This window comes from Streptomyces sp. NPDC001732 (genome assembly GCF_053596315.1).
Genome location: NZ_JBSFFY010000006.1, coordinates 21,431 through 46,369, shown reverse-complemented (window position 1 = coordinate 46,369; position 24,939 = coordinate 21,431). Strand labels below are relative to the sequence as shown.

Annotated in this window: 23 protein-coding genes; 17 read left to right on the top strand and 6 right to left on the bottom strand. The window is 69.9% G+C overall.

The annotated features are described in order from the left end of the window. Nucleotides 1-13: 13 nt before the first annotated feature. The 4 genes from ACWCXX_RS09155 to ACWCXX_RS09140 all read right to left on the bottom strand — a co-directional run bounded on the left by ACWCXX_RS09155 (nt 14) and on the right by ACWCXX_RS09140 (nt 4,930). The gene (locus ACWCXX_RS09155; RefSeq protein ID WP_451125692.1) at nt 14-2,092 is read right to left on the bottom strand and encodes an MDR family MFS transporter; all 2,079 of its coding nucleotides are present in this window, start codon (nt 2,090-2,092) and stop codon (nt 14-16) included. 58 nt (nt 2,093-2,150) lie between these two features. Further along, nucleotides 2,151-2,978: a hypothetical protein gene (locus ACWCXX_RS09150; protein WP_451125691.1), complete on the bottom strand. Its 828-nt coding sequence runs from the start codon at nt 2,976-2,978 to the stop codon at nt 2,151-2,153. A 262-nt stretch (nt 2,979-3,240) separates the two neighbouring features. After that, nucleotides 3,241-3,504, bottom strand: a complete 264-nt coding sequence (locus tag ACWCXX_RS09145) for a hypothetical protein (protein ID WP_451125690.1) — start codon at nt 3,502-3,504, stop codon at nt 3,241-3,243. Between the two features lie 211 nt (nt 3,505-3,715). Further along, nucleotides 3,716-4,930, bottom strand: a complete 1,215-nt coding sequence (locus tag ACWCXX_RS09140; RefSeq protein ID WP_451125689.1) for a PucR family transcriptional regulator — start codon at nt 4,928-4,930, stop codon at nt 3,716-3,718. 1,102 nt (nt 4,931-6,032) lie between these two features. Between ACWCXX_RS09140 and ACWCXX_RS09135 the strand changes: the two genes are divergently transcribed. The 3 genes from ACWCXX_RS09135 (at nt 6,033) to ACWCXX_RS09125 (ending at nt 9,339) form a co-directional block, all read left to right on the top strand. Continuing rightward, nucleotides 6,033-6,683, top strand: a complete 651-nt coding sequence (locus ACWCXX_RS09135) for a hypothetical protein (protein WP_451125688.1) — start codon at nt 6,033-6,035, stop codon at nt 6,681-6,683. Between the two features lie 183 nt (nt 6,684-6,866). After that, nucleotides 6,867-8,333 (top strand): DUF6801 domain-containing protein, encoded by a 1,467-nt coding sequence (locus tag ACWCXX_RS09130; RefSeq protein WP_451125687.1) that lies wholly within the window; start codon nt 6,867-6,869, stop codon nt 8,331-8,333. Between the two features lie 46 nt (nt 8,334-8,379). Further along, a complete protein-coding gene (locus tag ACWCXX_RS09125) occupies nt 8,380-9,339 on the top strand; it encodes a hypothetical protein (protein WP_451125686.1) in 960 nt (319 codons plus the stop codon). A gap of 318 nt (nt 9,340-9,657) precedes the next feature. Here ACWCXX_RS09125 and ACWCXX_RS09120 read toward each other — a convergent pair whose 3' ends face one another. Continuing rightward, nucleotides 9,658-9,903 carry a hypothetical protein gene (locus tag ACWCXX_RS09120; protein ID WP_451125685.1) on the bottom strand — a complete coding sequence of 82 codons (246 nt, stop codon included), beginning with the start codon at nt 9,901-9,903 and terminating at the stop codon, nt 9,658-9,660. A 581-nt stretch (nt 9,904-10,484) separates the two neighbouring features. Between ACWCXX_RS09120 and ACWCXX_RS09115 the strand changes: the two genes are divergently transcribed. From ACWCXX_RS09115 to ACWCXX_RS09050, 14 genes are read left to right on the top strand one after another with little or no spacing between them, the layout of a single operon-like run. Further along, nucleotides 10,485-11,480, top strand: coding sequence for an ABC transporter ATP-binding protein (locus ACWCXX_RS09115; protein WP_451125684.1), 996 nt, complete (start codon nt 10,485-10,487; stop codon nt 11,478-11,480). Further along, the gene (locus tag ACWCXX_RS09110) at nt 11,477-12,355 is read left to right on the top strand and encodes an MlaE family ABC transporter permease (protein WP_451125683.1); all 879 of its coding nucleotides are present in this window, start codon (nt 11,477-11,479) and stop codon (nt 12,353-12,355) included. The genes ACWCXX_RS09115 and ACWCXX_RS09110 overlap by 4 nt, the downstream gene beginning before the upstream one ends. Nucleotides 12,356-12,358: 3 nt before the next feature. Beyond that, entirely contained in the window at nt 12,359-13,162 is an 804-nt protein-coding gene (locus ACWCXX_RS09105; RefSeq protein WP_451125682.1) for an MlaE family ABC transporter permease, read from the top strand. Then, nucleotides 13,162-14,475, top strand: coding sequence for an MCE family protein (locus tag ACWCXX_RS09100; protein WP_451125681.1), 1,314 nt, complete (start codon nt 13,162-13,164; stop codon nt 14,473-14,475). The genes ACWCXX_RS09105 and ACWCXX_RS09100 overlap by 1 nt, the downstream gene beginning before the upstream one ends. Beyond that, nucleotides 14,472-15,503, top strand: a complete 1,032-nt coding sequence (locus tag ACWCXX_RS09095) for an MCE family protein (RefSeq protein WP_451125680.1) — start codon at nt 14,472-14,474, stop codon at nt 15,501-15,503. Before ACWCXX_RS09100 ends, ACWCXX_RS09095 begins: the two co-directional genes overlap by 4 nt. Then, nucleotides 15,500-16,519: an MCE family protein gene (locus ACWCXX_RS09090; protein WP_451125679.1), complete on the top strand. Its 1,020-nt coding sequence runs from the start codon at nt 15,500-15,502 to the stop codon at nt 16,517-16,519. Before ACWCXX_RS09095 ends, ACWCXX_RS09090 begins: the two co-directional genes overlap by 4 nt. Before the next feature lies 1 nt (nt 16,520). Continuing rightward, entirely contained in the window at nt 16,521-17,633 is a 1,113-nt protein-coding gene (locus ACWCXX_RS09085; protein WP_451125678.1) for an MCE family protein, read from the top strand. Beyond that, complete coding sequence (locus ACWCXX_RS09080; RefSeq protein WP_451125677.1) at nt 17,630-18,766, top strand: MCE family protein; 1,137 nt, start codon at nt 17,630-17,632, stop codon at nt 18,764-18,766. Before ACWCXX_RS09085 ends, ACWCXX_RS09080 begins: the two co-directional genes overlap by 4 nt. Beyond that, on the top strand, nt 18,763-20,025 hold the full coding sequence (locus ACWCXX_RS09075) for an MCE family protein (RefSeq protein ID WP_451125676.1): 1,263 nt from the start codon (nt 18,763-18,765) through the stop codon (nt 20,023-20,025). The genes ACWCXX_RS09080 and ACWCXX_RS09075 overlap by 4 nt, the downstream gene beginning before the upstream one ends. Then, nucleotides 20,022-20,543, top strand: coding sequence for a hypothetical protein (locus ACWCXX_RS09070; RefSeq protein WP_451125675.1), 522 nt, complete (start codon nt 20,022-20,024; stop codon nt 20,541-20,543). Before ACWCXX_RS09075 ends, ACWCXX_RS09070 begins: the two co-directional genes overlap by 4 nt. Beyond that, nucleotides 20,540-21,157: a hypothetical protein gene (locus tag ACWCXX_RS09065; protein ID WP_451125674.1), complete on the top strand. Its 618-nt coding sequence runs from the start codon at nt 20,540-20,542 to the stop codon at nt 21,155-21,157. The genes ACWCXX_RS09070 and ACWCXX_RS09065 overlap by 4 nt, the downstream gene beginning before the upstream one ends. 53 nt (nt 21,158-21,210) lie before the next feature. Beyond that, nucleotides 21,211-21,741 (top strand): nuclear transport factor 2 family protein, encoded by a 531-nt coding sequence (locus tag ACWCXX_RS09060; RefSeq protein WP_451125673.1) that lies wholly within the window; start codon nt 21,211-21,213, stop codon nt 21,739-21,741. A 49-nt stretch (nt 21,742-21,790) separates the two neighbouring features. Continuing rightward, the gene (locus tag ACWCXX_RS09055) at nt 21,791-22,558 is read left to right on the top strand and encodes a hypothetical protein (RefSeq protein WP_451125672.1); all 768 of its coding nucleotides are present in this window, start codon (nt 21,791-21,793) and stop codon (nt 22,556-22,558) included. A 22-nt stretch (nt 22,559-22,580) separates the two neighbouring features. Then, a complete protein-coding gene (locus tag ACWCXX_RS09050; protein ID WP_451125671.1) occupies nt 22,581-23,798 on the top strand; it encodes a lytic murein transglycosylase in 1,218 nt (405 codons plus the stop codon). Here ACWCXX_RS09050 and ACWCXX_RS09045 read toward each other — a convergent pair. Continuing rightward, entirely contained in the window at nt 23,787-24,848 is a 1,062-nt protein-coding gene (locus ACWCXX_RS09045; protein WP_451125670.1) for an ATP-dependent DNA ligase, read from the bottom strand. The genes ACWCXX_RS09050 and ACWCXX_RS09045 overlap by 12 nt on opposite strands. Nucleotides 24,849-24,939: the final 91 nt, after the last annotated feature.

Genomic DNA, 24,939 nt, shown 5'->3' with positions numbered 1-24,939 from the left:
CCGCCGGACCCGGTCAGGCGACGGTCACCGCCCGCTCCTTCTCCGGGGCGAGCTCCTGCGCCAGGTCCTCCGCCAGCAGCCGCTTGGCGATCGCGTCCACCGCCGCCCGCAGCTGCCGGTCGTCCGGGCGGGTCCCGCTCTCGTCCAGGCGTCCGTCGAGCCACCGGGCCCACGCCTCGGTGATCGTCGCGGCCTCCCGGCGCCCGGCGGCCGTGTGCGTGAACAGACGGCCGTCGCCGGTGAGGTAGCCCTCCTCGATCATCCGGTCGAAGACCGGCACCAGCACCTCGGGCGGCAGCCGGTGCCGGGCCGCGATCAGGCGCAGGCCCGCATGGCCCACCATCCGGGTGAACAGCTCGACCTGCATCACCGCCCAGGCACCCGCCATGTCCAGCCGGGTGTCCGAGTCCGCCACGATCCGCCGGGCCGTGTCCGGACCCGCCCCGCGCACGATCTTGGCCACGGCGAATTCGAGAAGCCTCGCCGAGTCGCCGGCCCCGGGCTGCGCGAACCCCTCGCCCATGTCCGTGGAACCGACCCGCGCGGTGTCCCGCAGCTTCACCTGCTTCAGGAAGAGCGCCACGAAGAACCCCAGGACCGCGACCGGCACCGTCCACAGGAACACGGTGTGCAGCGTGTCCGCGTACGCCTGGGCCAGCGGCGCCGACTGCGCGGCGGGCAGGGAGTGCAGCCCCTCCGGGCTCTGCGCCGCCTTCGCCAGCACCGCGGGGTCGCCACCCGCCCGCGCCGCCGCCTCGATGCCGCCGGTCAGGTTCGGTTTGAGGGAGTTCGCGTAGATCGTGCCGAAGGCCGCCGTGCCGAAGGAGCTGCCGAGCGTACGGAAGAACGTCACGCCCGACGTCGCCGTGCCCAGGTCCGAGTAGTCCACGGTGTTCTGCACGGCGATCGTCAGCACCTGCATGGACAGGCCGATGCCGACCCCGAGCACCAGCATGTACAGCGACTCCGGCCACACCCCGCTGTCCGGGCCCATCAGGGAGAGCAGATACAGCCCCACCACCATGATCAGCGAGCCCACGATGGGGAAGATCCGGTACTTTCCGGTCTTGGAGACCGCATTGCCGCTGAAGATCGAGGCGGCGAGCAGCCCGATGACCATCGGCAGCGTCCGCACCCCCGACAGGGTCGCCGAGTCCCCGTCCACGTACTGCAGATACGTCGGCAGGAAGATCATCGCGCCGAGCATCGCGAAGCCCACGATGAAACTCAGCACCGAACAGACGGTGAAGACCGGATTCCGGAACAGCCGCATGGGCAGCATCGGTTCCTTCGCCCGGAACTCCACGAGGCAGAAGAGCGCCAGCGCGACGGCACCCCCCGCGAAGAGGCCGACGATGACGGGCGAGCCCCACGCGTACTCGTTGCCGCCCCAGCTCGTCGCCAGGATCAGCGCGCTCGCGCCGATCGTGACCATCGCAATGCCCGGATAGTCGATCACGGGCCGCCCGGCGGCCTTGACCGACGGGATCGTCCGGGCCGCGGCGATCACCACCAGGATCGCGATCGGCACATTGACGTAGAACGCCCAGCGCCAGCTCAGATGGTCGGTGAAGAGTCCGCCGAGCAGCGGTCCGATCACCGTCGACACCCCGAAGACCGCGCCGATCGCCCCCTGGTACTTGCCGCGCTCGCGCAACGGGATCACATCGGCGATCAGTGCCATGGAGGTGACCATCAGCCCGCCGGCGCCGATGCCCTGCAATCCGCGCCAGACGATCAGCAGCGTCATGTCGGTCGCGAGTCCGCACAGGAACGAACCGGTGATGAAGATGATCGCGGACAGCTGGAAGACGATCTTCCGGCCGAACAGGTCGCCGAACTTGCCCACCAGGACCGTAGCCACCGTCTCCGCGAGCAGATACGCGGTGACCACCCACGACATGTGGGCGGCGCCGCCGAGGTCCGAGACGATCGTCGGCAGGGCGGTGCCGACGATCGTCTGGTCCAGGGCGGCCAGCAGAATCCCCAGCACGATCGTGACGAAGACGATGTTCCGGCGGCGCGGATCGAGTACGGGCGGCGCGGTGGCACTCGGCGCGGCCGAAGCGGTCCCGCTGGCGGTGGTGGTCACGTCTGCACCTTCACACCGGCTGCCGCTTCCCGCATGTGGGGGACGGCCGGACGTGTCGTCAGCCCAGCAGGTCCCGCAGGGAAGCCTTCAGCCGGGCCACGAAGGCGTCCCGCACGGGCTCCGCCACCCGGTCCAGCGAGAGATACGGATTGAGGTCCTCCAACTCGACGAGCAGCAGCTCTCCCCGGGCGGTCCGGCAGGCGTCGACCCGCTGGATGCCGTGTTGAAGGGTGTTCCACTCCACGAACCCGCGGGCGAACTCCAGATCCGCCGCGCTCGGCTCGTACGGTTCCAGCACCCACCGCCGCTCCGGATGCGGGGCGTACAGCGCGTACTGGAAGTCGTGGTCGACGAAGTAGAAGGACACCTCGTAGCGGAAGTCGATCCGCGGCTGGACGAGCATCGTGCCGTCCTCGTCCGCCGCCAACGCGGCCTCCCGCACGAACCGCAGACCGACCGAGTCCGCCCCCAGCTTCGGCTTGATCACGTACTGCGCCGCTTCGGGCAGCGATCCCAGATCGGCCGCCCGGTCCACCGTGGGGATCACCGGACGGCCGGCCCGGCTCAGATCGACCAGGTACTGCTTGCCCGCCATGTCCCCGCGACCGTGCAGCGGGTTGTAGACCCGTGCGCCCAGCTCCCGCGCCCGTGCGCGGAACGCGTCGTACGCCTCCTGGTAGTGCAGCACGGGGCCGCTGTTGCGTATGACGGCCACGTCGAAACCGTCCAGCAGGGCGGCGGCGTCACGGGGGTGACAGAGCGCCAGGTCGAACTTCTCCCGCAGCCGTGACGTCAGAAGGATGTCCTCGTCGCAGTAGCGACGGCCGCGCGCCTCGTAGGCGAGATCGGTGACGAAGAGGACGGACGGTCGCGATCCGGAGGGCATGTCGTTCTCCCGGGGGTGTGTCGGTGGCCGGATGATCAATAACCTCGACGGCCTTGCCCGTTCCCGACTCCGGAGCGCCATGACGTCCGCGCCGTACGAGTCGACCGCGTCGCAAGCACCGTGCCTGCCCGACATCCTCTCGCCCGCCTTCGCGGCCGATTCCCAGGGGGGCGTACCGGATCATGCGCGAGAGGGTCCCGCGACCCGACCGGCGGCCTCGAGGCGGCGGCACGGTCCCGGCGGGGGCCGCGTCACCCGCCTCTCACCACGGGCTGCCGGGGCGCACCGCGAGCCGGGGGTGGTGGGCGGCGAGGATCTTGTTGGCCCGGGCCAGGTCGGAGAGGGCCTGTTCGCGGTCGGCCTGGTCCTCGACGCAGAGGAGCGGACCGCGGAAGCGGCGCACCTCGCGCGCGGCGCAGTCGGCGTCGAACTCCGCCTGCAGGATGTGCGGCGGGATGCAGGACCCGATCAGCGCGGCGACCCGGTCCGGGATCGGCACGGGGACGAGGAGGTGCGAGGCGGTCATGGGTGGTTCCCTCTCGGAACGATTGGCCAGGAGGCGGTGCGGGGCCGGCCGCCGGACGGGCGGCCGACTCCTCCATGTGTACGGCACACAGTTCCGGGTTTCTCGTTGAGAACGTCTCCGTGTGGCAACCGTTTGAGAGTGACCGGCTATTTTGCTTTACTCGTAAGTAAGTTGACTCTTGGTGAACGACGTGATCCGGCTGAAAGTCGATTCAGAGCAGGGATTCGCCGCTCCGGGACCGCAGTTGGAGCGCGCGCAGGACGGCCTCGGTGGAGAACCGGCTCTCGGGATCGGTCAGTTGCTTGCCGAAGATGGACTCGAGGTTGCGCATCCGGTAACGGACCGTCTGCGGGTGGACGTCCAGGAGCTCGCCCATGTGGGCCGCGGTGCCCCGGGTGTCCAGCCAGATCCGCAGGGTCTCCACCAGTCGTTCCCGGCGGGTGGTGCTGATGTGGGAGATGGGGGCGAGTTCGCGCCGGGCGAGCTGGTCGACCAGGACCGGGTCGGAGAGCAGCCACAGGGTGATGAGGTGGTCCTCGCAGAGGACGACGGGCGCGTCGTCGATGACGTTCGTGTCGACGAGTTCGAGCACGCGCCGGGCCCAGCGGATCGAGTCCGAGGCCAGGGCGGTGGGCACGGTCAGGCCGACTGCGGCGTGGGTGCCGAGGAGTGCCTCGTCCAGCATGCGTCTTCGGGCGTCGTCGAACGCGCCCGGGACGAGTAAGTGCGGCTGGGGGTCGCTGAGATCGGCCAGGACGTCGCGGTCGGCCACGGCCCGGTCCAGGGCGGCGGGGGAGCGGACGGCGACCAGGGTGACCTCGTCGGGCAGGGTCCAGCCGGTCTGCTCGCACAGTTCCGCGATGGCGGTACGGGGCGCGGGGCGCCCGGCGAGGATCAGGTGCAGCAGGCGCCGGCGCATCGCCTCGGTCTGTTCGCCGGTCTGCGACTGCACCTCCAGGAAGCCCTCGCGGGACAGGGATTCCAGCTCGTCGATGTAGGCGAAGAGCGCGTCCGCGAAGCTGAGCATGAGGGTCGGCGAGAAGTTGTGGCTCCGCCCGACCTTCTCGGCGCGGCGCAGCGCGACCCGGGCCCCGAGGCGGTAGGCGCCCTGGAGGGTCTCCATCGTGCGGCCCTCGTACGCCTCGAAGCGCCCGAACCGGCGGCACATGTCGTCGCGCGACGAGGTCGAGGCGGACGGCTCGGCGACCAGGTCCACGAATGAGGAGAGGCTCTGCTCGACGCCGACCCGGATGGCCTGCCCGTTGGGGCCGTTGAGCAGTCGGGCGTATTCCGGGTAGGCCCGGGTGACCTCGACGCCGATCTCCTTGATGAGGCTCGGCAGTTCGGGCCGCATGATGGCGGCGAATTCCTGGGGGAGCGGCCCCAGCGGATCCCCCGTGTCCGACGGCTGTATGAGTTCTGGCATGACTGTCCCCTTGCTCTCCGGCGCCCGGTGGGGGGTCAGGCGGTGGGGAAAGCGCTCCCACGAACCGACAGGTGCGTACCAAGTTCGCGATGAAGATAGACCAAGTCGGGGGACGTGCCCACTGCTTGGGCAAGATCGAAGTGCAAGGGGCATGCATCTCGCCCCGTTGGAAGTGCTTCGGTGCAGGTGAGGCGGGAGTGCTCACTTTCGGACAATGTTCTTCGGGCTTCTGCTCTCCCGAGAACAAGAAAGTAACCGTGGGTAACTGATTGTTGTCCGGGGGATTTATGAGGTTTCGCGCAAGTGGTGGGCATTCTTTCGTGGAGGTGTTCCTGTGGTAGGGCGACCGCCGCGTCGGGTGTCGGTTCACGGGGTGTCGAAGGTGCAGGAATCGGGCTTGTGGAGATGCATTCTTCGGCATCGGGAAATCATTGGGGATTCTCGCGGGCCGGTTTCTCAACCGGTCGACCGGAATGGATAACTCATCAACTTCTTCATGGCCGGAGCCGATCGGTCCGGGCGCCTCGGGTGTTCCGGGGTGTCCGTCCCGGCACGCCTTCGGTGCGGCCCGTGCGGCTGCCGCGCGCGGTGTGCGCACCGGCCGCGCCGACAGGTGGGCCGCCGGTGTGTTCCGGGCTCGGGGAGCGTGGTTTCGTGACGCTCCACGCAGTTCAGCGATGCGGTCGGGCGCGACGTGCCGGGTCGGTATCCGGTCGTGCGGCCGACGGTCTTACCGGCGGGTAGGGGAGTGGTCGGTGGCTCGGTCCGAGCTCGCCGACTGTGTCCGAGGTGAGTGTCCGGGCCCCTCGTGGGCATATGACACGGACGTAACTACTCACTTTCGTATAGAAAATCGTGGCGATCTGCTGAGTTCTCGCTAAGGCGGAATGCATTTGCCGAGAGGGTACGGGAATTTCTGCATCGGGTATTGCCGCGCCGGGCTACTGGCTCGTAACGTTCGATCCGCACGGAGTTCGATCACGCAGTCGAGTCCATCGACTTCTGCGTTCCACGATGTGAGCCGCCCTCGTAGCCGGCCATTCCCAGGCTCTGATGCGAGGTAATCGGGTACGTCCAACTCCACTTCCCGGAGGTAAGTTCCGTGAGAAAGACCCTCAGCCGCGCCCTGTTCGCCACCACTGTCGCCGCAGCCGCGTTCGGCTTCGCCGCCACGTCCGCCTCGGCCACCGCCCTCGCGGGGTGGACCGTGACCAACCCCACCGCGGGCGGCGGCTTCACCGCCACGCTCAAGGCCGGCACGTCGGCGACCCTGGTCGACACCACCACCGGCCAGCAGGTGGACTGCTCGGTTTCTCCCGCCAGCGGCACCGCCCCGAGCGGTACGTACCCCTCCGGCACGGGCCTCGCGAAGATCACCTCGGTGAGCTGGGGCTCCACGGCCAGCCCGTGCCCCGGACCGCTCGGCTCCAGCTTCAAGGCCTCGCTCGCCACTGGTGCCGTCATCAGCATCAACGCCAGCAGCTACAGCGGGGGCATCTCCTCCGGAACCCTGTCCGGAGTCAAGGTCAACCTGGTGGGTGACACCATCCTGGGTACCTGCAACGCCGTGATCAGCGGGACCGTGAGCAACGTGACGTACAACAACGCGACCGGCGAGCTCGCCATCAACACCGGCACCGGCCTGAAGGTCGACAGCGCCACGAACTGCGCGGGTCTGCTCAACGCGGGTGACTCGGCCACGTTCAAGGCGACGTACAAGGTCGCCAACCCGATCACCATCACCTACGCGTGAGTCATTGATCGTGCCCGAGGTCCCCGCGCCGCTCCCGCACGGAGGCGGCGCGGGGGTTTGGCCGCAGTCGAACCCGTCTGCAGTGAGGGCATGCGTGACTTCCACATGAGCCACTGACCGCGAGGGGCCGTGAGTTCCTCCGCAGACGACCAGTCAGCTCCGAGACAACGGCAGGTTGCCGAGATGAGAATGAAGTCGATCCGTTCCCGGCGATGGGGCCAGGTCGGTGCCGTCGGCGGGATGGCCCTGTTGGCAGGGCTCATGCCGGGTACGGGTGTCGCCGAGGGGACCCATGTGGTGGAGACCCGGCTCGGGTATTCCTGCACAACGGCATCGGGCGAGCACGGGGCGGACGTGACCGTCTCCGTGGAGCTGCCGGTGAGCTCCCCGGTGGGCGTCGCGGTCCAGCCGGAACAGGTGCGGATCGGCCTGGCGCTCGCGCCGGAGCTGCTGGGCGAACTGGCCGAGGGAGAATCTCCCGTGCTGTCCGGGGCGGCGAGCCTGCAGACGACGGTCACGCAGAACGGCGTGTCGACGGACGTGAGGTGGCAGGCCCTGGAGATTCCGGAGTCGGCCGTCGTCGCGGACCGGGACACGGACGTCGAGGCGAGCGGGGCGGTGCCCACCGTGACCCCCCGGTCCGGCGGCGCGATGGTCTTCGCGGCGGGCAAGCTGCAACTGGACCTGGTCGTCCGGTCGTCCGGCGGGGGGACGACCGAGCCCGTCGTCGTCCCGGTGTCCTGCACGGCCGACGCGGACCAGTCGGCGGAGCTCGGGACCGTGCGGGTGCCGGTGCCGTCCGACGGCACCGTGCCCGGTGCGCCGGACGGCCCGGACGCGGGCACCACGCCGCAGGAGGATGCCCGGAGCGCGGACGCCGGTGTCGCGGCGGACCCGAAAGAGGTCACGGCGCCGGACCTCCCCGGCTGCAAGATCCTCTACGGTCCGATCACGGCGCCGCCCAGAGCGGCGCACGGCTACATGGCCGGCTACGCCAATGTGAACAAGCAGAAGGCCGCCACGAAATTCCGGGACCCGGCCCACCTGTTGCTCCAGCTCAATTCGATGCTCGCGGTCTACAGCTGCCCCACCGGCTCGCTGACCTGGGTCCACAGCGAAGGCACGATGGACTACCGGGGCAAGCCCCAGATGCCACCCGCCCGGTCGACCTTCCTGACCTTCGGATTCATGCCGACGACGGCCACCGTCGAGATGTCGCTCACCGGTCCCGTCTACATCGACACGTTCAACGACGGGGCGCCGGACCCGGTGACCGGCCGCAGGAAGGAATCCACGACGGCGACGGCCCAGGTGAGCCTGCGGCTGTACGACGTGTCGGTGAACGGCACACCCCTCGACGTGGGGCCGAACTGCCGCACGGCCCGGTCGATGGAGCTCGCCCTCGTCGGCAAGGGCTCCACCGGTGCGGGGCCGGATGAGGGCTACACCGTCAAGTCCGGCGGGCCGCTCCTCGGGTCCGCCGACGTCCCTCCGTTCACCGGCTGCGGAGCGACCGAGGACCTGGACAACGTGTTCACCGCCGCGGTCTCCGGACCGGCGAACTACACCAGGATGATGCAGGGCCCGCTCTGCGTGGACGGCGCGCCGGCGCACTGCCCGGAGCCTCCGAGGCCCAAGCCCGAACGCTGAACGCGCACACCCCCTCACTTCTTCCCTCAGAAAGGCTGGACGATCAATGAGTGCTGCCCCGAAGCGAGTCAGACCCGCTCTTGTCGGTGCGTTGCTGGCCGTCGCCGTGGTGATCCCGCTGAGCACCTCGGCCGCGAGTGCCGCCTCCGCCCAGGGGATGAACGGCAACTGGGCGCCGTTCAGCCGCTGTCCGGTCGACGACCCTGCCATGCTGGCCGCGGACGGTGTGAACGACATCGCGATGTGTGTGTCCTCGCACTCCGAGAGCGGCTCCATCAAGCTCGGCAACACCGAGGCGACGACCGGCGCCAACGACCTGCAGTTCGGCATCATCCGCAACACGGCGACCGGTGCCTCCAAGGTCGTGCCGGCCGTGGGCGGATCGATCGTGGGGGCTCCGACGGAGATCCCCGGCGGACTCCTCGGCCTGATGTGCCCGAGCGGCATCCCGGTCGTCTCGGACATCTGCAGGCAGCTGACGGACAACAGCCTCAACCGGGTCGTCGCCACGGTGCAGTCGGTGGGCACGCCCACGAACTTCGACCTGACGGCCGGCATGCAGAGCGGGAAGACGATCGTGGACATCCCGGTCCGCATCCACCTGGAGAACCCCTTCCTGGGCTCGAAGTGCTACATCGGCACCGCCTCCAACCCGATCGTGCTGAGCCCGCGCAACCTCACCCAGCCCGCCATCGGCAGCCGCCGCTTCGACGCCGACGGCACGGCGAACAGCGCGGGCTTCCTCAACCGGATCGAGCTGACCGGCAACGCGCAGGGGGACGCGGCCTTCGCGGTGCCCGGCGTGAGCGGCTGCGGACCGCTGACCCTCGGCGAGCTGAACTGGGCGGTCAACCTGAAGACGGGCCTTCCCTCGGCCTCCGGCAAGAACAGCCTGACGCTCAACAATGCCGCCACCTACACGGTGGGCCTGGCGCTGCCGGGAGCGTCGGCCCCCGATGCCGGCCGGCTGCTGGCGGAGAGCTGGCACGCGGGAGCGGCGAAGTAGCCAGGGCCGGGAGGGGGCCGATGGGACTTCTGTCCGGACGAATCATGTGTGTGGCCACGGCAGGCGCCGCGGTGGTGGCAGTGGCCGTGCCCGCGGCCTCCGCCTCGCCGGCTCCGGTGCCGGTCGCCGGGGCCCGGACGGCGGCTCCCGCCCCCGGAACACCGGCCGAGTTCCGCGATGTCGGTAGCGCCCAGGAGAGCTCCTGCGGCCGGAGCACTGTTTCGGGCACGGACCACGGCATCGGGCCGGTGACATGGGGGGAGTGGGCGGGGGCGTTCGCCTCCACCGCCGAGGTCGAGCAGCCCGGTCCCCTGACGTTCAGTGCGGAGAGCTCGTCGGGGGTGTGATCACCGGGAGCATCTCGAGCTTCAGGGTGCGGTTCAGCATGGAAACGCTGCTCGGCCCCCGCACGGGCTCGATCACCGGATCGGTGAGAAACGTCGTATTCAGCACCGTGACCGATGAGGTCTCGGTGAACGACGGGACGGGGCTCGCCGTTCGGACGCCACCAATTGCGCCGGATTGTTCAACCTCGGGGACCGGGTCGAGTACCGGGCCGCCCATGGGGTCACGATCGGCTGAGGAATTTACCGTTCCTCTCCTCGTCCGCCCTGTCCGGATGGTGCTGCCGGGCGGGGCGGACGTCTGTGGGGGCTCATGAGATCTCCGTGCCACGGGTCGGAACGACTCACTTCTCGACAAGGGAATGGAATCGAATGCTCACCCGGCAACAAAAACAACGAGAACGCCGGTCGTTGCGCAAAAAGTTCAGGAACCGCTATTGCGGAGGCAGGTTACCGAGCCGTAGCGTCCCGGTTGAGCAGCGGGAAAACCATCCGTGACTGCTCGTTCGGCACCTCGGGGGCCCCGGTCGATCCGGCCCCGCCGACCGTCGGAACCCGGCCTTCCGGCCGGAAAGCTTGCGCATGTTTCGACAAAGCCGCCCTACGGCTTTGTCACTTGTTGACAAGTGACCCGTGCTGCATCTCAGATTCGTCGATTTCCGCTGTTCAACGGCTTGTCCTGGCGGTTTCGACGGACATAGCGTGCGCCCCCTGGTGCATGTGTGACGAGCCGCCATTGGATTTACCGGAGCCGGAGCGCTGACAGATGACTTCTTTCACAGAAACTTCGAAGGAGGGCCGATGGGAATCGAAGTAGTCGTCGAGGGCCTGACGAAGTCCTTCGGCAAGCAGAACATCTGGCAGGACGTCACCCTCACGCTGCCCGCCGGTGAGGTGAGCGTGATGCTCGGGCCTTCCGGCACCGGAAAGACCGTCTTCCTGAAATCCATCATCGGTCTGCTGAAGCCCGAGCAGGGGCGCGTCCTCATCAATGGCGTCGACATGGTGAACAGTCCGGAACGCGAAATCATGGAGACCCGCAAGCTCTTCGGGCTCATGTTCCAGGACGGCGCCCTCTTCGGCTCGATGTCGCTCTTCGACAACATCGCCTTCCCGCTGCGCGAGCACACCCGCAAGAAGGAATCGGAAATCCGCCGGATCGTCATGGAGCGCATCGACATCGTCGGACTCCTCGGCGCCGAGAACAAACTGCCGGGCGAGATATCCGGCGGCATGCGCAAGCGGGCCGGCCTGGCCCGTGCCCTCGTCCTGGATCCGCAGATCATCCTCTGCGACGAGCCGGACTCCGGACTCGACCCGGTCCGCACCGCGTACATCTCCCAACTGCTCATCGACCTCAACGCGCAGATCGACGCGACGATGCTCATCGTCACCCACAACCTCGACATCGCGGCCACCGTCCCGGACAACATGGGCATGCTGTTCCGCCGCAACCTCGTCACCTTCGGACCGCGCGAGGTACTGCTCACCAGCGACGTGCCTGTCGTCTCCCAGTTCCTCGCCGGACGCCGCGAGGGCCCCATCGGGATGGCCGAGGAGAAGGACGCCGCCACCCTCGCCGCCGAGGAGGTCAACGGTTACGGGGTCGGCATCAGCTCCGCCAACGCCCCGCGCACCGTGGTGCCGCAACTGGAGCCGTCGCCCGGCATGCCCGTACGCCAGGCCGCCCTGCGCCGCCGGGAACGGGTCCTGTCGATGATGGGCCGGCTGCCCGAGGCCGCCCGTACCGCCATCATGAAGAGCTACGCCCCGGCCGCGGGCGGTGGGAACCCGTGACGGCCCCCATGCCGGTACTGCCCCCCGAACCGCCCCCGTCCGGCGCGGACGGCACGGACGGCGCGGGGAACCGGGAGACGCAAAAGACACCGGAACAGAAACAGCCGACCCGGCTGCTCGCCCCGCTGCGCGAGACCGGGAAGCTCTTCTCCCTCGCCGCGACCGTGAGCCGGGAGATGTTCCGAAGGCCCTTCCAGCTGCGGGAGTTCGTCGAACAGTTCTGGTTCGTCGCCAGCGTCACCATCCTGCCCGCGGCACTCGTCTCCATCCCGTTCGGCGCGGTCATCGCCCTCCAGGTCGGCTCGCTGACCCAGCAGCTCGGCGCCCAGTCGTTCACCGGCGGCGCCAGCGTCCTCGCCGTGATCCAGCAGGCCAGCCCGATCATCGTGGCGCTGCTGATCTCCGGCGCGGCGGGCTCGGCCATCTGCGCCGACCTCGGATCCCGGAAGATCCGCGAGGAACTCGACGCGATGGAGGTCATGGGCGTCTCGCCCGTCCAGCGCCTGGTCGTCCCGCGCGTCCTCGCCACCATGCTGGTGGCCGTCCTGCTGAACGGCCTGGTCTCGGTCGTCGGCACGCTCGGCGGCTACTTCTTCAACGTGATCCTCCAGCACGGCACCCCCGGCGCCTACCTGGCCAGCTTCTCCGCCCTCGCCCAGCTCCCCGACCTGTACATCAGCGAGGTCAAGGCGCTCATCTTCGGCTTCATCGCGGGCATCGTCGCCGCCTACCGCGGACTCAACCCGCGCGGCGGCCCCAAGGGCGTCGGCGACGCGGTCAACCAGTCCGTCGTCATCACCTTCATGCTGCTGTTCTTCGTGAACACGGTCCTCACGGCGATCTACCTCCAGATCGTCCCCGCGAAGGGGAGCTGACCGATGTCGATGCTCAGCTGGCTCGACCGATCCGGTGAACAACTCACCTTCTACGTCCGGGCGTTGATCTGGATACCGCGCACCCTGCGCCGCTATCTGCGCGAGGTCCAGCGACTGCTGGCCGAAGTGGCCTTCGGCAGTGGCGGCCTCGGGGTCATCGGCGGCACCATCGGCGTGATGGTCGCGATGACCCTCTTCACCGGCACCGTCGTCGGCCTCCAGGGATACGCGGCCCTCAACCAGATCGGCACCTCCGCCTTCACCGGCTTCGTCTCCGCCTACTTCAACACCCGCGAGATCGCCCCCCTCGTCGCCGGCCTCGCGCTCTCCGCGACCGTGGGCGCCGGCTTCACCGCCCAGCTCGGCGCCATGCGGATCAACGAGGAGGTCGACGCCCTGGAGTCGATGGGGGTGCGGTCCATGCCGTACCTCGTCTCCACCCGGATCATCGCCGGGGTCGTCGCGATCGTCCCGCTGTACGCGATCGGGCTGCTCTCCTCGTACCTCGCCTCCCGCTACATCACGATCCTGTTCAACGGACAGTCCGCGGGCACGTACGACCACTACTTCGATCTCTTCCTCTCCCCGGACGACGTGCTGCTGTCCGTGCTCAAGGTGCTGATCTTCAGCGTCATGGTGATCCTCGCCCACTGCTACTACGGCTTCCACGCCCAGGGCGGGCCCGCCGGGGTGGGGGTGGCGGTCGGCCGTTCGGTGCGCAATGCCATCGTGCTCATCAGCGTCACCGACTTCTTCCTCTCCCTCGCCATCTGGGGCGCCACGACGACGGTGAAGGTGGCAGGCTGATGAACTCCCGACGCGCGCAGACCGCCCGCCGCCGGCTCGCCGGAGTCGCCTTCCTCCTGGTGCCCGCCGTGCTCGTATGGGTCTCGGTCTCGGTGTACCGGAAGGACTTCACCGACGACGCCACCGTGACCGTACGCACCGGCAGCGTCGGCAACGAGATGCACCACAACGCCGACGTGAAACTGCGCGGCGTCGTCGTCGGACAGGTCCGCGGCATCGCGGCCGACGGCGACGGCGCCCGGCTCACCCTCGCCATCGACCCCGACGAACTGGACCGGATACCGGCCGACGTCACCGCCCAGATGCTGCCCACCACGCTCTTCGGCGAACGGTTCGTGGCACTCGTACCGCCCGCGACACCGTCCACGCGGACGCTGCGGGCCGGGGCAGTCATCCCGCAGGACCGTTCGAAGAACGCCATCGAGCTGGAGGAGGTCCTCGACGACGTCCTGCCGCTGCTGACCGCCGTGAAGCCGGAGAAGCTCGCCTCCACCCTCGGCGCGGTCTCCCGGGCCCTCGAAGGACGCGGCGAGAAGCTCGGCGACACACTCGTCACGCTCGACGCCCACCTGGCGAAGTTCAACCCCCAGCTCCCCACCCTCAACGCCGACATCAAGGAACTCGTCAAGGTGAGCAAGGTGTACGGGGACGCCGCCCCCGACATCCTCGACGCGCTCACCGACTTCACCACCACCAGCGGCACCATCGCCGAACAACAGGCGCAGCTCGCCGACCTGTACGGGTCCACCACCGCCTCCGCTCAGGACATCACCTCCTTCCTCCGCGAGAACAAGGACAACCTGATCCGGCTCTCCGCCACCAGCAGGCCGACGCTGGAACTGCTCGCCCGGTACTCGGACGAATTCCCCTGCACCCTGCGGACCATGGCCGGTTTCGTCCCGGCCATGGACAAGGCGCTCGGCAAGGGCACCGACCGGCCCGGACTCCACGTCTCGGTCAAGCCGGTGAAGTCCCGGGGCAAGTACGTGCCGGGCAGGGACACCCCGGTCTACGACGCCACCGGTGGACCGCACTGCTACTCCGTGCCGTACGTCGGCAGGAACGTACCGACCGCGGACGCCCGCACGGCGCAGGCGGCCGGGCGGGACGGCGCCGCGCACGGTGACGAACCGGCCGCGGCCGCGCCGCCCGGCCGGGGCCCCGCCCTCGGCATGCCCAACTCCCCGCAGGAGAGCCGGCTCGTCAACGAGTTGGTCGCTCCCTCACTGAAAGTCCAGCCGCAGACCCTGCCCGACTGGAGCAGCGTGCTCATCGGTCCGGCCTTCCGCGGTGCGGAGGTGAAGCTCAAGTGAAGCGCCGTTCCCTCGCCGGTCCGCTGGTGAAATCGATCGTCTTCATCCTGGTGACCGTGCTCGCCACCACCGTGCTGGCGCTGTCCATCGCCAACACCGGAGTCGGCGAAACCACCACGTACAAGGCCCGGTTCACCGATGTCACCGGACTGATCGTCGGCGACAGCGTCCGGATCGCCGGGGTCAAGGTCGGCCAGGTCGAGTCCATCGAGGTGGCCGACAAGAGGCTCGCCGAGGTCGGCTTCGCCGTCCGCAAGGGACGCAGGCTCCCCGCCTCGGTCACCGCGTCGATCAAGTACCTCAACATGGTCGGCCAGCGGTACATCGACCTCGACCAGGGAGCCGGGCCGGTCGGCGAGAGCTTCGCCGCCGGAGCGACCATCCCGCTCTCCCGCACCACCCCGGCACTCGACCTCACCCAGCTCTTCAACGGCTTCCGGCCCCTGTTCGAAGGGCTCTCCCCGCCGGACGTCAACCAACTGGCCGGCTCCATCGTCCAGGTGCTCCAGGGCGAGGGCGGCACCGTCGACAGCATCCTCTCCCACGTCGGCTCGCTGACCGGCACGGTCGCCGCCAAGGACAAGGTGATCGGAGAGGTGATCAAGAACCTCAACACGGTCCTGAAGACCGTCAACGACCGCGAGGCCGGATTCAACGACCTCGTCGTCACCCTGCAGAAACTCGTCACCGGCTTCTCCGGCGACCGCAAACCGCTGGGCGAGGCGGTCACCGCCATGGGCGCGCTCACCACCGTCACCGCGGACCTCTTCGAGGACGGCCGCAAGCCGCTGAAGAAGGACATCGAGGAACTCGGCCGCCTCTCCGACCGGTTGGTCGAGGGCACTCCGCAGATCGAGAACTTCCTGAAGAAGACCCCGGCCAAGATGACGGCGATCAGCCGGCTCGCCTCGTACGGCTCGTGGCTCAACCTCTACCTCTGCGAGGCCAGGGTCGGCGGAGTGACGACCGAGGACGGCAGCGCACCGCCCACCGGCATCGCGATCACACAGCCGAGGTGCCTGGCATGAGAATCAAACCCGTACGGGAACGCAGTCCCGTCGCCGTCGCCGTGGTGGGACTGGTCGTCCTCGCGCTCGTCGCCCTGGGCGCCTACCGCGCCGACTCGCTGCCCTTCCTCGGCGGCGGCACCACCTACAGTGCCGACTTCACCGAGTCCGCCGGACTGGAGGAGGGCGACGAGGTGCGGGTCGCCGGCGTGAAGGTCGGCGAGGTCACCGGCGTATCGCTGGCCGGCTCCAAGGTGAAGGTCGGCTTCCGGGTCGAGGACGTCTGGATCGGCAACTCCTCCACCGTCGCCATCGCCATCAAGACGCTGCTGGGCGAGAAGTACCTCGCCGTCGACCCGCTGGGCGACGCCCCGCAGGACCCGGACGAACGCATCACGGCGAGCCGCACCACCTCCCCGTACGACGTCACCCAGGCGTTCGACGGACTCGGCGAGACCATCGGGGAGATCGACACCGACCAGCTCGCCAAGAGCTTCGAGACGATCTCCGCCACCTTCAAGGACTCCCCGCCGGACGTGAAGAGCGCCGCCGAGGGCCTCTCCGCCCTCTCGAAGACCGTCTCCGAACGCGACGCCCAGCTCGCCACCCTCCTCAAGGGCAGCAAGCAGCTCACCAAGACCCTCGCCACCAAGAAGAGCAGCTTCGAAACCCTGCTGGAGGACGGCAACCTGCTCCTCGGCGAGATCCGGGCCCGCCGCGACTCCATCCACCTGCTGCTCACCGGCACCCGCAACCTCGGCACCCAGATCACCGGCCTCGTCAAGGACAACGACAAGCAGCTGAAGCCCACCCTGGACTCGCTCGGCCGGGTCACCGCGGTCCTGGTGAAGAACCGCAAGAGCCTCGACAAGGTGCTCTCGCTCGCCGGTTCGTACAACCGGCTCGTCGGCAACACCCTCGGCAGCGGCCGCTGGTTCGACAACTACGTCTGCGGACTCGTCCCGAAGGACTACCTGCCCGCCGGCACACCCCCGGCGACCGGATGCATGCCACCCGAGCAGCGAGGCGGCCGCTGACATGAAGATGAAGCGCATCGTCGGCATGGGCGCCGGACTCGTCGTGGTGGCCGTCGCGGTCACCGGCGGAGTGATGGCCATGGACGACGAGGGAACGACGACCATCACCGCCTACTTCGACCGGACCACCGGCGTGTACGCCGGATCGGACCTGCGGATCCTCGGCGTCCGGGTCGGCCGGGTCGAATCGGTCACGCCCCGGGGGAAGGAGGTCGAGGTCACCCTGCGGGTCGACAAGGGCGTCAAGGTCCCCAAGGAGGCGCACGCCGTGGTCGTCGCCCCCAGCCTCGTCGCCGACCGCTACGTCCAGCTCGCCCCCGCCTACGACGGGGGACCGCTGATCGAGGACGACGCCGTGCTGCCGGCCGCGAAGAACGCCACCCCCGTCGAGGTGGACCAGCTCTACGACTCCATCACCGAGCTCTCCAAGGCCCTCGGCCCGGAAGGAGCCAACGCGAACGGGGAGCTCTCCGGACTCCTCGACACCGGGGCCAGGAACCTCGACGGCAACGGAAAGGCCATCGGGGACTCCATCGAGCAGTTCGGCAAGGCCGCCAAAACCCTCGACAAGAGCAGCGGAAACCTCTTCGACACGCTCTCCTACCTGCAGACCTTCACCACCATGCTGAAGGAGAACGACGGCAATGTGCGCGCCGCCGAACAGCAGCTCAACACGGTCACCGGATTCCTCGCCGACGACAAGGAGAACCTCGGCGCGGCGCTGAAAGAACTGGGCACCGCGCTGGGACAGGTCAAGGGCTTCATCCAGAAGAACCGCGGCGCCCTGAAGGCGAACGTGGACGCACTGGTGCCGCTCACCCAGACCCTGGTCGACCAGCGCGCCTCGCTCGCCGAGTCCCTCGACACGCTGCCGCTCGCCGCGGACAACGTCCTCAACGCCTACGACCCGGCGAACCGCACCCTCAACGGCCGCACCAACCTCAACGAACTCTCCATGGGCGGACCGCTCACCGAGGCCGCCGCGCTCGCCGGCCTCACCCCGGTGGACACCGCCCGCCGCAAGGCGCTGCCCACCCTGCCGCTCCCGGCCGTCGGCACCGTCTACGGCACCCCGGCAAGGACCGCCACGGACAAGAAGGGGGCGAACCGATGAGCCGTGTCCTGCGCAGACCCGGAGCCCGCACGACCGGCATCGCCGCACTGCTGGCCGTGGGCGTCGGCCTGACCCTGCTCGTCACCGGCTCCGGCCTGCCCGCGTTCACCGGCCTCGACCAGGTGCCGCTCCCCGGCGGCGCCGACCTCGGCGACCACCCCTACGAGATCACCGCGGAATTCGCGGACGTGCTCAGCCTCGCCCCGCAGGCATCCGTGAAGGTCAACGACGTCGCCGTGGGCCGCGTCACCAAGGTCTCCCTCGGCTCGGGCAGCTGGAACGCCAAGGTCACCATGCGCGTCAACGGCGAGGTCGAACTGCCCGCCAACGCCTACGCCCACCTGGAACAGTCCAGCCTCCTCGGGGAGAAGTACATCCAGCTCGCCGCCCCCGCACGCGGCACCGCTCGGGGCAGGCTCGCCGACGGGGACCGCATCCCGCTGACCCGGACCAACCGGAATCCCGAGGTCGAAGAGGTCTTCGGCGCCCTGTCGATGCTCCTCAACGGCGGCGGCGTCAACCAGCTCAAGACCATCACCACCGAACTGAACAAGGCGCTCGCCGGGCGCGAACCCCAGGTTCGTTCCATGCTCGGCCGGGTCGACACCCTCGTCACGAACCTGGACGAGCACAAGGAGGACATCACCGACGCACTCGACGGGGTGAACCGGCTCACCACCACCCTCGCCACCCGCAAACGGGACGTCGGCACGGTCCTCACCGGACTCACTCCCGGCATGAAGGTCCTGGAGAAGCAGCGCGGCTCGCTCCTCACCATGCTGCGCTCGCTCGACACGCTCTCCACCGTCGCCGTCGACACGATCGACAAGAGCAAGGCCGACATGATCGCCGACCTCAAGGCCATCGCCCCGACCCTCAAGGCGCTCGCGGATTCCGGCAAGGACCTGCCCGACTCCCTCCAGGTGCTGTTCACCTATCCGTTCACGGACGAGGTGCTGCGCGGGGTGAAGGGCGACTACCTCAACGTCTACCTGGATGTGACGGCCGTGCCCGGCACGCAGATCATCCCGTCGCTCGTGCCCCCGGCCACTCCGCAGATCGGGACCGGCACGGCACTGCCGCTGCCCCTTCCCGCGGTACCGACGACGGGCACGAAGGGGAGCAGCCGATGATCACCCTCGCCATCCGGCTCAAGAACATCTCCTTCCTCGTCATCGCAGTGCTCGTCCTCGGCTACCTCGGGGTCCGGTACGCCGACCTCGGGCACTACGTCGGCCTGCGCAGCTACTACACCGTCAAGGTCCAACTCCCGCGCACCGGAGGGCTGTACACCCACTCCAACGTCACCTACCGGGGCGTCTCGGTGGGCCGGGTCGGACCGATCGGACTCACCGACGAGGGGGTGGAGGCCGAGCTGCGCATCGAGAAGGACGCCCCGAAGATCCCGGACGGCCTCAAGGCCGTCGTCGCCAGCCTCTCCGCGGTCGGCGAGCAGTACATCGACCTGCGGCCCACCCGCACCGAGGGCCCCTACCTGGCGAACGGCTCCATCATCGACCAGGCCGACACCACCGTCCCCGCCCCCGTAACCGACGTCCTCACCAGCGTCGACGAGCTGGCGGGCTCCGTCGACCTGGAGTCCCTGCGTACCGTCGTCGACGAGTTCGGCACCGCGTTCGAGGGCCGCGGCGACGACCTCCAGGTCCTGCTGGACAGCGGGAGCGACTTCGTCCGGGCGGCCGACGACGCGCTGCCGACCAACACCCGGCTGATGGCCGACGCCCGCACGGTGCTGCGCACCCAGGCCGAACAGGGCGAAGCGCTCAAGGGCTTCGCCTCCGGCGCCAAGGAACTCGCCGCACAGCTCAAGGACTCCGACACCGACCTGCGCAAACTGATCGCGGCCGCCCCCGGCGCCGCCGGACAGACGAGCGGACTGCTGCGGGACATCGACCCGAGCTTCGGCGTCGTCGTCGCCAACCTCCTCACCACCTCCGAGGTGGCCGTCACCCGGCAGCGCGGCATGGAGGAACTCCTGGTGAAACTGCCCGCGGTGGCGGCTGCGGGAGCCAGCGCGATCGACGGGGACGGCGCCCGGTTCGGTATGTCGGTCACCTTCTTCGAACCGCTGCCCTGCACCGCCGGATACGGCGGCACCGTCTACCGCAACGGCCTGGACACCACGCCCGGCCCGCCCGTCAACACCAAGGCCCGCTGCGCCTCCTCGCCCGGCACCGGCATCAACGTGCGCGGCAGCGCGAACGCCCCGAAGGGCGGACCCGTGCCCGAGCCCGCCCGGCCCGGCTCGATGCTGCTGGGACACGGCACGACGGACCGGCTGCCGGGAGCGCTCGGCGTCGCCGCGGACCCCGCACCGGCCGCCGACGGCATGGCCGGACTGCTCGGACTCGGAGGGGGGAGCGGCGAATGACCGCGCGCACGAAGACCCTGGGCGGCTGGGCGGTGCTGCTCGTGGCCGCGCTGATCTGCGCCCTCGGCGGCTGGTCGTACGCACGGGCCCGCGGTGACGACGACCTGGCGTACGCGAAGAGCCGGGACGCCGCACTGGCCGAGGGGAAGAACCGCCTCGCCCTGCTGAACAGCCTCGACGGCAAGGACGCCGGGAGCGTGGACGCCGGCCTCGGGGCCTGGCTCGACTCCTCGACCGGACCGCTCCACGACCAGCTGGCGCGTACCCGGAGCAAGGACGCCGAGGCACTGGCCAAGGCCGGTGCCACCGCCCGCGGGAAGGTCACCGACGCGGCGCTCACCGCACTCGACGAGCGCACCGGCACGGCGGAGATGATCGCGACCGTCGACGTCGAGGTCACCCCGCGCACCGGGAAGGGCGGAACCGAACGCAAGCGCTTCGAGGCCACGCTCGCCCGGACCCCGGACGGCTGGAAGGTCAAGGCGCTCACGGCGATCGCGGCCGGGGGCGGCGCATGAGGGAACGGGGAGGGACGGCGGTCGTGAGCACGGACGTGGACACGCAGGACGCCGAGGAGCTCGCGGAGCCCGGCACGACTGCCCGGGAGGATCCGCCGGAGCGGCCGGGGCCGGGCCGGTCCTGGCCACGTGTCGTGGCGGCCGTCCTGGTGGTCGCACTGCTCGTGACGGGCGGCGCGCTCTTCGTCGAGGGCAGACAGCTGCGCGACACCCCCGCCACGTCGAACCGCGCGCTGACCGACAGCGAGGCGACCACCCGGGTCGCGGGCGACGTCAGCAACGCGCTGGGCAAGGTCTTCTCGTACAGCCCGCAGGCCACCGCAGTCACCAAGGAGTCGGCGAAGCAACTCCTGGCGGGCAAGGCGCTCCAGCAGTACGCGGCGCTCTTCGGCCAGGTCGAGAAGCAGGCCGCCGACCAGAAGCTGACGCTCACCACCCATGTCGTGCGCGCCGGGGTGACCCGGCTGACGGACGACAGCGCCCACCTGCTCGTCTTCCTCGACCAGGTCTACGAGCGCGAGGGCAGGCGGGCCACCACGGCGGCGGCACAGCTGTCCGTCACGGCCCGGCTGCGGGACGGCCGGTGGACCGTCGTCGAGATCACCGCCAGATGACAGATCCGCACGCGCACGACCGGGCACGGAACGGCCGGCAGGGAGAGGGAACGATGGCACGGACACGGACGACGGCGAACCCGCTGGTGGCGGCGGCGATCGTGCTGACGGTCGCGGCCGCCGGCGCGGCGGTCTGGGGCGGGGTGTCCCGGTACGAGGCCGCGCACGACGAATCGGCGGCGTACGCGCAGACCCGCGACGACGTACTGGCCGCGGGCGAACAGGCCGTGCAGAACATGAACACGCTCGACCACCGCAGGCTGGAGAAGGGCCTCGACAGCTGGGCCGACTCCACCACCGGCGACCTGCACCGGCAACTCGTCGACGGGCGGGACGCGTTCGTGAAGCAGATCCGGGAGGCGAAGACGGTCAGCACCGCCCAGATCCTGTCCGGGGCGGTCACCGAACTCGACGACCGGGCGGGCAGGGCCGGAGTCATGGTGGCGCTGCGGGTCACCGTGACCGCACCCGAGGGCAAGCCCGCGGTGAAGGAGAGCCGGATGCTCGGACAGCTCACCCGCACCGCCGAGGGGTGGAAGCTCAGCGCCCTCGGCCAGGCGCCCGTCGGAAACACGGCCGACTGAGAGCCCGACGCGACCGACTCCCACCCCGCCACCGAGAGGACCCCCGTAGATGTCGACGACCCGTCACCTCGTCAACCGCCGACGCCGCCTGGCCACCGTCGCCGCGGAACGCGCCGCCACTGCCACCCTCGCCCCGCAGCACGGACCGGAGGCCCCGGGCCCGTCCGGGGACGGGCCCGCGCAGCCCCCGGACGGGCCGGACGCCACCACCGACGACGAGGTCACGGACGACACCGACGACACCGACGACGAGAAGGTGGCGGAGGGGAAGGAGAAGGAGCCGAAGCGCGGGCGGACGCCCCGTATCCGCATCCGGCTGCCGGCCGTGCTCGGCGTCCTCACCGTGCTCCTCGGGGCCTGTGCCGCCTGGGCGTTCGCCTCGGCCGACGAGCTGCGCGACGACCCGGCCCGGCAGAACACCGCCCTCACCGACATCGGCCGCACCAGCGAGGTGAAGGGCCAGATCTCCGAGGCCGTCGGCGCGGTGTTCTCGTACAACTACGCCTCGCCCGCCAAGTCCGAGCAGGCGGTGAAGAGTTACCTGACCGGCAAGGCGGTTCAGCAGCACCGGGACATGCTCGCCCAGGTACGCGCCCAGGGGCAGAAGCAGAAGCTCGTGCTGACCACGACCGTCACCGACAGCGGAGTGGAACGCCTGAACGGCGACCGGGCCCGGCTGCTGATCTACGCCGACCAGAGCAACACCCGTACCGGCAAGGCCGAGGAGACCACCTACGCGGCGGCCATGTTCGCCGTGGACGCCGTCCGGCGCGGCGACACCTGGCGGATCTCCGCCATCGACACGTTCACCCGGTGATCCGGGGGAGAGGGGAGCACGCATGAGGTTCAACGGCACGATGCGCCGCGGACTCAGCGGCACGGCGGTCGCCGTCGCGGCGATGGCCGCGCTCACCGCGTCCCAGGCCCCGGCACTCGTCGGCCACGAACGGACCGCGAAGGAGCGCCGGGAGGCCGACGAGGTCAAGTGGTCGCACGTCCCCAACGACGACTCGTACCACACCGAACTGCCCCCGCTGCGCTCGCCCGAGCCGCCGAGGGCCGGGGAGAAGCGGAGCCCGGAAGCCACCCTCTCCTGGGCCGAGGCGGGCATCCCGGCCACCGTCCTCGCCGCCTACCGCAAGGCGGAGGGCGCACTCGGACGGACCGACCCCGGATGCCGTCTGCCCTGGCAACTGCTCGCGGCGATCGGCAAGGTCGAGTCCGGCCAGGCGGGCGGGGGCCGCGTCGACGCCCACGGCACGACGACCACCCCGATCCTCGGCCCGGTGCTCGACGGCGCCGGATTCGCCCGCATCGAGGACACCGACGGCGGCGCGTACGACGGCGACCGGACCTACGACCGGGCGGTCGGCCCGATGCAGTTCATCCCCTCCACCTGGGCGCACTGGGGCAGGGACGGGAACGGCGACGGCCGCCGCGATCCCCACAACATCTTCGACGCCGCCCTCGCCGCCGGGTACTACCTCTGCGCCGGTCCCCGCGACCTGTCGGTGAAGGCCGATCTGGACCGGGCGATCCTCAGCTACAACCACTCGGACACCTACCTGCGCACCGTGCTGTCCTGGCTGGAGTTCTACCGCAAGGGCGTCCACCCGGTGGCCGACGGCAAGGGCACCGTCCCGAAGAGCCCCGGCGCGGGCGGCCCCAACGAGCCGAAGCACCCGGTCGGAGGCCCCGGCACGGGCGGCGGCATCGTCGTGGGCCCGCAGCCCGGCGGATCGCCCGGCCCGTCCCCGTCCCCGACCACCGGCCCGAACCCCTCCGGGTCGCCCACCGGTTCCCCGGAGCCGACCGGTTCCCCGGATCCGACCGAGCCGGGCAGCCCGTCGCCCGACCCGACCGACAGCGGTCCGGCCTCCCCCGGCCCCGGCACGAGCCCCGACCCCAGCCCCTCGGATTCTGCACCCGGCTGCCCCACCGACTCGCCGAGCCCGGACCCGACCGACCCGGCCGGCGGCACCGAGTCGCCGACGCCCGACCCGGGAACGAGCGAGGACCCGTGCGCCACCCCCTCCGACCCGCCGTCAGCCGGCTGACAGCACCTCGGCCAGGTCGTACCGCACCACCTCTTCCAGCTGCGCGTACGTGCAGCCGCCGGGGGTGCGGTCCGGCCGCCACCGGCGGAATCGGGCGGTGTGCCGGAACCGGTCGCCCTCCATGTGGTCGTACGCCACCTCGCAGACCCGCTCCGGGCGCAGCGCCACCCACGACTGGTCCTTCTTCCCGGACCAGCGGTTCTGCGCCCCGGGCAGCCGGGCGCTCTCGTGCGCCCGCGCGTCGGCCCAGGCCGCCCACGGGTGGTCCGGGAAACCGACGCGCAGCGGCTCCAGTTCGGCGACCAGCTCCTCGCGGCGCCGCATCGGGAAGGCCGAGCAGACCCCGACGTGCTGCAGCACCCCCTCGGGGTCGTACAGGCCGAGCAGCAGCGAGCCGACGACCGGACCGCTCTTGTGGAAGCGGTACCCCGCCACCACGCAGTCGGCGGTCCGCTCGTGCTTGACCTTGTACATCACCCGGGCGTCGGGCCGGTACGGCAGGTCGAGCGGCTTGGCCACCACACCGTCGAGTCCCGCGCCCTCGTACCGTTCGAACCACTGCCGGGCGACCTCCGGGTCCGTGGTCGCCGGGGCCAGGTGGACCGGAGGCGCGGCATCGGCCAGGGCCTCCTCCAGGGCGGTGCGGCGGTCGGACTGCGAGGTGGCGAGCAGCGAGTCGTCCCCCAGCGCCAGGACGTCGAAGACGACCAGGTCGGCCGGGGTTTGCTCGGCGAGCAGCCGCACCCGGGAAGCGGCGGGGTGGAGGCGCTCGCCGAGCCGGTCGAAGTCGAGCCGCCCCTCGTGCACGATCACGATCTCGCCGTCGACCACACAGCGCGGCGGCAGATTGTCCCGGACGGCGGCGACCAGCTCGGGGAAGTAGCGGGTGAGCGGCTTGCCGGTGCGGCTGCCGATCACCACCTCGTCGCCGTCCCGGTGCACGATCGCGCGGAAGCCGTCCCACTTGGCCTCGTACTGCATGCCCGGCGGGATCTTCGACACGGACGTGGCGAGCATCGGCTTCACAGGAGGCATCACCGGAAGGTCCATGACCGAATTCTCACTCAGAAATTCGCATGATTCTCCCGATATGCGGCCCGGACGGGACCGGCCTACCGTGACCGGCATGGGTGCAGCGGCG

Bases quoted from the DNA above. Each gene is read 5' to 3' on its own strand.
- ACWCXX_RS09080 (WP_451125677.1), top strand. From the start codon at position 17,630: ATGAGCCGTGTCCTGCGCAGACCCGGAGCCCGCACGACCGGCATCGCC.
- ACWCXX_RS09145 (WP_451125690.1), bottom strand. From the start codon at position 3,504: ATGACCGCCTCGCACCTCCTCGTCCCCGTGCCGATCCCGGACCGGGTC.
- ACWCXX_RS09050 (WP_451125671.1), top strand. From the start codon at position 22,581: ATGAGGTTCAACGGCACGATGCGCCGCGGACTCAGCGGCACGGCGGTC.
- ACWCXX_RS09085 (WP_451125678.1), top strand. From the start codon at position 16,521: ATGAAGATGAAGCGCATCGTCGGCATGGGCGCCGGACTCGTCGTGGTG.
- ACWCXX_RS09060 (WP_451125673.1), top strand. From the start codon at position 21,211: ATGGCACGGACACGGACGACGGCGAACCCGCTGGTGGCGGCGGCGATC.
- ACWCXX_RS09065 (WP_451125674.1), top strand. From the start codon at position 20,540: ATGAGGGAACGGGGAGGGACGGCGGTCGTGAGCACGGACGTGGACACG.
- ACWCXX_RS09115 (WP_451125684.1), top strand. From the start codon at position 10,485: ATGGGAATCGAAGTAGTCGTCGAGGGCCTGACGAAGTCCTTCGGCAAG.
- ACWCXX_RS09130 (WP_451125687.1), top strand. From the start codon at position 6,867: ATGAGAATGAAGTCGATCCGTTCCCGGCGATGGGGCCAGGTCGGTGCC.
- ACWCXX_RS09105 (WP_451125682.1), top strand. From the start codon at position 12,359: ATGTCGATGCTCAGCTGGCTCGACCGATCCGGTGAACAACTCACCTTC.
- ACWCXX_RS09150 (WP_451125691.1), bottom strand. From the start codon at position 2,978: ATGCCCTCCGGATCGCGACCGTCCGTCCTCTTCGTCACCGATCTCGCC.
- ACWCXX_RS09120 (WP_451125685.1), bottom strand. From the start codon at position 9,903: ATGGGCGGCCCGGTACTCGACCCGGTCCCCGAGGTTGAACAATCCGGC.
- ACWCXX_RS09045 (WP_451125670.1), bottom strand. From the start codon at position 24,848: ATGGACCTTCCGGTGATGCCTCCTGTGAAGCCGATGCTCGCCACGTCC.
- ACWCXX_RS09070 (WP_451125675.1), top strand. From the start codon at position 20,022: ATGACCGCGCGCACGAAGACCCTGGGCGGCTGGGCGGTGCTGCTCGTG.
- ACWCXX_RS09055 (WP_451125672.1), top strand. From the start codon at position 21,791: ATGTCGACGACCCGTCACCTCGTCAACCGCCGACGCCGCCTGGCCACC.
- ACWCXX_RS09090 (WP_451125679.1), top strand. From the start codon at position 15,500: ATGAGAATCAAACCCGTACGGGAACGCAGTCCCGTCGCCGTCGCCGTG.
- ACWCXX_RS09125 (WP_451125686.1), top strand. From the start codon at position 8,380: ATGAGTGCTGCCCCGAAGCGAGTCAGACCCGCTCTTGTCGGTGCGTTG.
- ACWCXX_RS09100 (WP_451125681.1), top strand. From the start codon at position 13,162: ATGAACTCCCGACGCGCGCAGACCGCCCGCCGCCGGCTCGCCGGAGTC.
- ACWCXX_RS09075 (WP_451125676.1), top strand. From the start codon at position 18,763: ATGATCACCCTCGCCATCCGGCTCAAGAACATCTCCTTCCTCGTCATC.
- ACWCXX_RS09140 (WP_451125689.1), bottom strand. From the start codon at position 4,930: ATGCCAGAACTCATACAGCCGTCGGACACGGGGGATCCGCTGGGGCCG.